Below are 6,000 nucleotides of genomic sequence, written 5' to 3'. Positions count from 1 at the left end.
CGTGAGCAGCTACCACCTGAGCGGCGAGACCGGCCGCGCCGGCCGTCGGCGCCGGGCGGTGGCCCAGCGGGCCGTGGGCCGGCCCCGGGGGCCCACCCCCAAAAACCACCCCGGCGGCCCCCCCCCGCCCCCCCCCCACGCCCCCGATCTGCCGGGTCCGGCTGCCCGCGCAGCCGCAGCGGGCAGCCGGTCGTTCAGTGCTGTCCGGGCAGCAGCACCAGGGGAACGGCCGCGAAGACCACTCCGTGTCGCGAGTAGCAACGGTCGTTCTGGCTTGTGACGGTGGTGCTCCGTGGTGAGCGGCACTGGCGACTGGCATAGCCTTTGGCGCGTCGGCGAAGCATGATCACCCGTGGGAGGACCTCTCGTGATCACCGTCCAGCCCGTTCGTGTGTCCTTCGGGGTGCTACGAAACAGCCGCCGTTTGTTGGTGTTCCCACTGCTCAGCGGTGCCGCGTTGGCGCTGATCTCCGGTGGCGTGGCGGTGCCGGCGTTCCTTCGGGATTGGGCCGAGCCGTCGCCGTCCACCTTCGATGTGATCTCCTTGGGAGTCGGCTATCTCCTGTTGGGATTCGCGCTCACCCTCTGCAGTGCCGCGATGATCTGCGCGGTCGATGACGTGCTGCGGGGAGAGCCCGCCCGGATCGGCGTGAACTACCGGCGAGCCCTGGGGCACTGGCGACGGCTGCTGGCGTGAAGCCTGCTCAACACGACGATTCTGCTGCTCATCCGACAGCTGGAGCGGATCCCGATCGTCGGCTGGATCATGAACGAACTGTTCAGCGCCGGATGGGCTGCCGCCACCTACCTGGCGCTGCCGGCCATGATGATCGACGGCCTCGGGGTGGCGGAGGGCACCCGCCGGTCGGCGGGGATGCTGCGCGAGACCTTCTCCCGGCGTGACTGGTTTGGTGGTCAGGCCGGGGCGGGGATCCGGGCGCCTCGGCCGTCGAAGAGCCGGGTGATGGAACGGCAGTCGGTGGCGTCCGTACCGGCGCCCTCGGCACCCGGAGCGATGGAGCTGCCGGACGGCCTGAAGGCCCGTGAGGTCGAGGTGACCGGCGCTGATCGCCACCGAGCAGGGCGGTGAGCGGTCCGGTGAGGGCGGGAGGGGCGACGAGCCGGTGCATCAGAGTCCGATCGCGCTGGTAGAGCCGGTTGGCCTGCCCGCAGGTTGCCGCGGGGTCCCCGGTTGTGCCCGACGCGGGTCCCGGTGCGACAAGGCGCGTCAAGCTTCCGGCTGCCGCCCCCGGCCACCGCGCGTCAGCCGCCCGGCGCCGCGACTGTAGTACGTGTCGTGTCCGGGGTGGGGTGCGGGGTTGCCGGTGTCGGTGGAACGACGTGATGTCATGAGGTCTGGGCCTGGGCGTGTGCCGGAAGTGGTGGTTGTCAGCGGGTGCGTCTACGGTGCCGATCATGAATGGTGATGGGCGTGAGGGTGGTTCGGGTACCGGTCCGGTGGTGGCGGGTGCGTGGTGGACGGACCTGGGGTTGTTGGTGAACGGCGATCCGGCGCGGGTATGGGGGTTGCTGGATTCGGGGGCGGATCCGCGGGCTCGTTTGATGGCGGCGGTGTACCGGGCGTCGGCACATGTGCACCGGGATGCGACGGCGGGGGTGCGTCGGCAGTTCCTGGCACTGGACGCGGCTCGGTACGGGGACGTGGAGTTGGCGGCGCGGATCAGTGCCGTTGTGGTGGCGGGCGAGCCTGCGCCGCGGTGGGGGGTGGAGTGGTCCACCGGTACCCAGGTCGATGCTCGGGTCCGGCACGTAATGGACGCCCACGGGGCCCCTGTGAACGCGGTGGCGACGGCGGTGGTGGACGGCCGGTCGGTCGCCGTCACGACCGGCGACGACGAGGGGGTATGGGTGTGGGACCTGGTCACCGGTGAGCAGATCGGCGAGCCGCTGGTAGGCCACGACGGCGGGCTGCAGGCGGTGGCAACCGGGGTGGTGGAAGGCCGTCCGGTCGCCGTCACCGGCGACAACGAGGGCACGGCGCGGGTGTGGGATCTGGGCACCGGCGAGCAGGTCGGCGACGTACTAGTAGGCGAAGGCGTGCTGGTACACGAAGGCCCGCGGGGAGTCGAAGACGTGTGTGCGGTGGCGACGGCCGTGGTGGAGGGCCGGCCGGTCGCCGTGATCGGCGGATACGGCAAGAGGGTGCGGGTGTGGGATCTGGGCACCGGCGAGCAGGTCGGCGGCTTCCTGCACGGCCATGACGGCCCGGTGTTCTCGGTGGTGACGGCGGTGGTGGACGACCGGCCGGTCGCCGTCACCGGCGGCGCCGACGAGACAGTGCGGGTGTGGGATCTGGCCACCGGCGAGCAGATCGGCGCCCTCCTGCACGGCCACGACCGCACATATTCTGCCGTGGCGACGAGCGTGGTGGAGGGCCGCCCGGTCGCCGTCACCGGCGGCTACGACGAAACAGTGCGGGTATGGGATCTGGCCACCGGCGAGCAGATCGGCGCCCTCCTGCACGGCCACGACCGCACAGTGTCTGCCGTGGCGACGGCGGTGGTGGACGGCCGGCCGGTCGCCGTCACCGGCTGCAAGGACGGGACGGTGCGGGTGTGGGACCTGGCCACCCGCCAACAGATCGGCGACCCCCTGGAAGGCCATTGGGAAGGCTATGACCTGGAGGTGTGGGCGGTGGCCACCGGGGTGGTGGGGGGCCGGCCGGTCGCCGTCGCCGGCGGCGAGGACGGGATGGTGCGGGTGTGGGACCTGGCCACCGGCGAGCAGATCGGCAACCCCCTGCGAGGCCACAGCGAAGACATCTGGGCGGTGGCCACCGGGGAGCTGGAGGGCCGGCCGGTCGCCGTCACCGGCGGCGAGGACGGGACGGTGCGGGTGTGGGACCTGGCCACCGGCGAGCCGATCGGCGAGCCGGTGCACCGCCCCACCGGCAGGATGCTGGCGGCGGCCACCGGGGAGGTGGAGGGCCGGCCGGTCGCCGTCACCGTCGGCGAGGACAAGACGGTGCGGGTGCGGGACCTGGCCACCGGCGAGCAGATCGGCGCCCTCCTGCACGGCCACGACCGCACAGTGTCTGCCGTGGCGACGAGCGTGGTGGAGGGCCGGCCGGTCGCCGTCACCGGCAGCGAGTGGGGGACGGTGCGGGTGTGGGACCTGGCCACCGGCGAGCAGATCGGCAACCCCCTGCGAGGCCACACGCAAGCAGTGCGGGCGGTGGCAACGACCGTGCTGGACGGCCGGCCGGTCGCCGTCACCAACGGCGCCGACGGGACCACACGAATATGGGACCTGGCCACCCGCCAACAGATCGGCGACCCCCTGCAAGGCGGGCGGGAGGCGGCAATCGGAGTCATGGAAGGCCGTCCGGTCGCCGTCGCCGACCGCGACGACGAGGGCACGGTGCGGGTATGGGACCCGGCCACCGGCGAGCAACTGGGGCCGGAACTGCGGTTCCCCGCACCAGTGGAGGCGTTGGCGGTGGCTCCAGACGGGCGGCTCGTGGTCGGTTTCGGTCACGAGGTCGCGGTCCTGTCCCCCCACTGACCGGCCAAACCATCCTCCCCATCAGGCCCCCGCGGGCCGGCCACTCATGAATAGGCGAACGCAACGGGAGCCCTGCCGCCCCGAACCGGAACACCCGCAAGGCCACACGCCCGGCCGGGGCCGCAGGGGCCAAGGGGCAGCGCGAACGCGCCGCCGCTTACGTGTCCCCGTCTCGGTGCTGTCAGGTCGGGGCGGGGATCCAGGCGCCTGGGCCGTCGAAGAGCCGGGCGATGGCGTCGAGGAGGTTGTGGCCCTGCTTCGCGGCGGTGGACAGGTAGCCGCGCACGGTGAAGAAGCGCTCGGCGCCCAGTGCCGTGCGCCGGCCGCCGGTGACCTTCTGTTGGATCTCGGCCATCCGGATGGCCTGCTCGCTGGTGTTGTTGTCGAAGGGCACCCGCCAGTCGAAGGCGAAGCGCAGTACCTGGTCGCATTCGGTGTCGAGGCGCTCGAGCAGGTTCGCTGCCTTCGACCGCTTGCCACGCGGCTCACCCGGGGCGCGGGCCGGGTGCGAGGTCCGCCCGGCGGCGACGATCTCCTCGTAGCGGGCGGCCAGGCGTTCGAGGGTGGCCACGGTGAAGCCGGTGGAGTGCGGGTGTGCGGCCCGGATGGCCTCGACCTCGTCCCAGGTGTCCACCAACAGCGTGGCGAGGCCCCCGGCCCAGGTCTCGGGGCGGCCGTCGGGCGCGTTCTCCACGACAGCGGCGAGTTCACGCAGGTGATGCGCGTTGCACAGGGCGTGGGCTACGTCGGTGTAGGTCTTGTCGGGCTTCCAGCCGTCGTGAACGGCGACGCCGGTGAAGTGTGGCAGGACGCCCATGGCCTCGAACGCCTGCACGCCGCGCAACGCATGGACCAGGTAGAGCGTCAGCGAGCGGGTGCAGGCGGTGTGCACCCAGCAAGTGCGGCCGGCGACGCGGGTGCCGGTCTCATCGAAGCCGACCACTTCACACTCGACAAGCTGTCGCCGCACGGCCTCGGTGTGCTCGGCGACCGCGTCGGCGGCCTGTCCGGCCCCACCGAGCAGGGTCGCGGTGGCCACGTCGGCGCCGAGGACGTCGGCGAGCAGTTCGGCGCACCGCTCGTAGGGCAGGTGCTGACGGGTGAGCAGGTAGAGGGCCAGGCTCTTCAACTGGGGCCCGTACTGGGCCGGGGCCGCCGGCGCGTTTGGCGGGGCGGCGGCGGTGACCTGCCCGCACACGCAGCGGCGGTGCTCGATGCGGTGCTCGGTCACCCGCAGGCGGATCTCGGGCAGGTCGAAGACCTGACGCCGCTCGACAGAGACCACCTCGGCCAACGCCAGGTCGCCCGCGCAGCCCCGGCACTCCTGCGGGGTGTGGACCTCGACCGCATCCGGTGCGTCGACCTGCATCAGTGAGCCCCCGGCAGCGCCGCGGGGCTTGCCCGGGCCGCGACCCGAGGGCTCGCGCAGTGACGCCGGGCGGGCAAGCCCGTCGCTGGACGGCGGCTTGGACGAGTTCTTCGAGTTCATCCCCAGACGCCGCTTGAGCTCCGCGTTCTCCGCCCGCAGCTCAGCGATCTCCGCCCTGGCTGCAGCCAGCTCGCTCCGCAACTCGCCAACGAGTGCGCCCAGTTCCGCATAGCTCGGCAGCGGCGGGGTCCCGGACACAAGACCCAATGATCAACCAGCAGAACGCCGAGATCAACTCAGCGTGCCAGAAGCACCAAATCAGTCACCTCCCGGCAGGTGTACGGCTCACTGTGGATCGCGCTGCCCATGGTCCTCTCGATGGTCATCGGATTCGTGGCACTCATGCCGGTAACTCGAGTTTCGCCGTTTTCGCGGGGTCACTCTGGCGAGTGTGGCTGTTGGCGTTTGGGTTCTGTGGTCTTGGTGGCGGCCCGGGACTGCGGCCGGACGCGTGCGGGGCGCGGCCAGGCACCGGAGCAGGTCTCTCCTGTTCCTTCGTCGAGTCCTGCGTTGGGCTGGTCGGTTGGTCTGTTGCGGTGCTGTTCCGGCAGCCACGCAGCGCGGAGGCGCAGGCGGCCACCAGGGCCATGACCGCAGCCGTGCTGAAGACGATGACGAGTCCGTGGTGGAAGGGGCCGGAGATGAGTTCGGGGAAGAACCGCGTCCCGGTGATGGTCTGGGCGTTGTGGGCGGGAAGCGTGCTCAGGACACCGCTGGGCCCCAGCAGGTGGCCGATCGGATTGTTGCCGAGGAACGTGGCGAACAGCGTGCTCACCGGCGGCAGCCCGGCCAGGTGGCCGGCCGCCTCGGCCGGCACTCCCTGTGCCCGCAAGCCGCTGTCGAGAGTGTGCGGAAGCGTCGTGGCCAGGCCGGTGATCATCAGCGAGAAGAACAGGCCGATCGACAGGGCGATGCCCGAGTTCTGGAACGTCGCACGCATGCCGGAGGCCACGCCGCGTTGCTCCGGCGGCACGCTGCCCATGATCGCCGAGGTGTTCGGCGCCGAGAACATGCCCTGGCCGAGCCCGCTGAGCAGCAGCAGGCCC

At 71.6% G+C, this 6,000-nt stretch carries 4 protein-coding genes and 1 pseudogene; 3 read left to right on the top strand and 2 right to left on the bottom strand.

Annotation, left to right across the window (positions count from 1 at the left end; all coding sequences use genetic code 11):
• The first annotated feature begins 367 nt into the window (after positions 1 to 367).
• From ACFVWU_RS44110 to ACFVWU_RS44100, 3 genes are all read left to right on the top strand, one after another.
• Entirely contained in the window at positions 368 to 697 is a 330-nt protein-coding gene (locus tag ACFVWU_RS44110) for a hypothetical protein (RefSeq protein WP_387632192.1), read from the top strand.
• 69 nt (positions 698 to 766) lie between these two features.
• On the top strand, positions 767 to 1,090 hold the full coding sequence (locus ACFVWU_RS44105) for a hypothetical protein (protein ID WP_387632191.1): 324 nt from the start codon (positions 767 to 769) through the stop codon (positions 1,088 to 1,090).
• A gap of 704 nt (positions 1,091 to 1,794) precedes the next feature.
• Positions 1,795 to 3,525, top strand: coding sequence for a hypothetical protein (locus ACFVWU_RS44100; RefSeq protein WP_387632189.1), 1,731 nt, complete (start codon positions 1,795 to 1,797; stop codon positions 3,523 to 3,525).
• A 181-nt stretch (positions 3,526 to 3,706) separates the two neighbouring features.
• Here ACFVWU_RS44100 and tnpC read toward each other — a convergent pair whose 3' ends face one another.
• Both tnpC and ACFVWU_RS44090 read right to left on the bottom strand, forming a co-directional pair.
• Positions 3,707 to 5,152: an IS66 family transposase gene (tnpC, locus tag ACFVWU_RS44095; RefSeq protein ID WP_387632188.1), complete on the bottom strand. Its 1,446-nt coding sequence runs from the start codon at positions 5,150 to 5,152 to the stop codon at positions 3,707 to 3,709.
• 142 nt (positions 5,153 to 5,294) lie between these two features.
• Positions 5,295 to 6,000, bottom strand: a pseudogene (locus ACFVWU_RS44090) (MFS transporter); the annotation flags it as partial.

It is taken from the genome of Kitasatospora sp. NPDC058190 (genome assembly GCF_042883685.1).
Lineage (GTDB): Bacteria > Actinomycetota > Actinomycetes > Streptomycetales > Streptomycetaceae > Kitasatospora.
This window is presented reverse-complemented; position numbering and strand designations above follow the sequence as displayed.

What these genes read in the sequence shown, in the direction of transcription:
- ACFVWU_RS44105 (WP_387632191.1), top strand. Translation starts at nt 767, where the DNA reads ATGAACGAACTGTTCAGCGCCGGATGGGCTGCCGCCACCTACCTGGCG.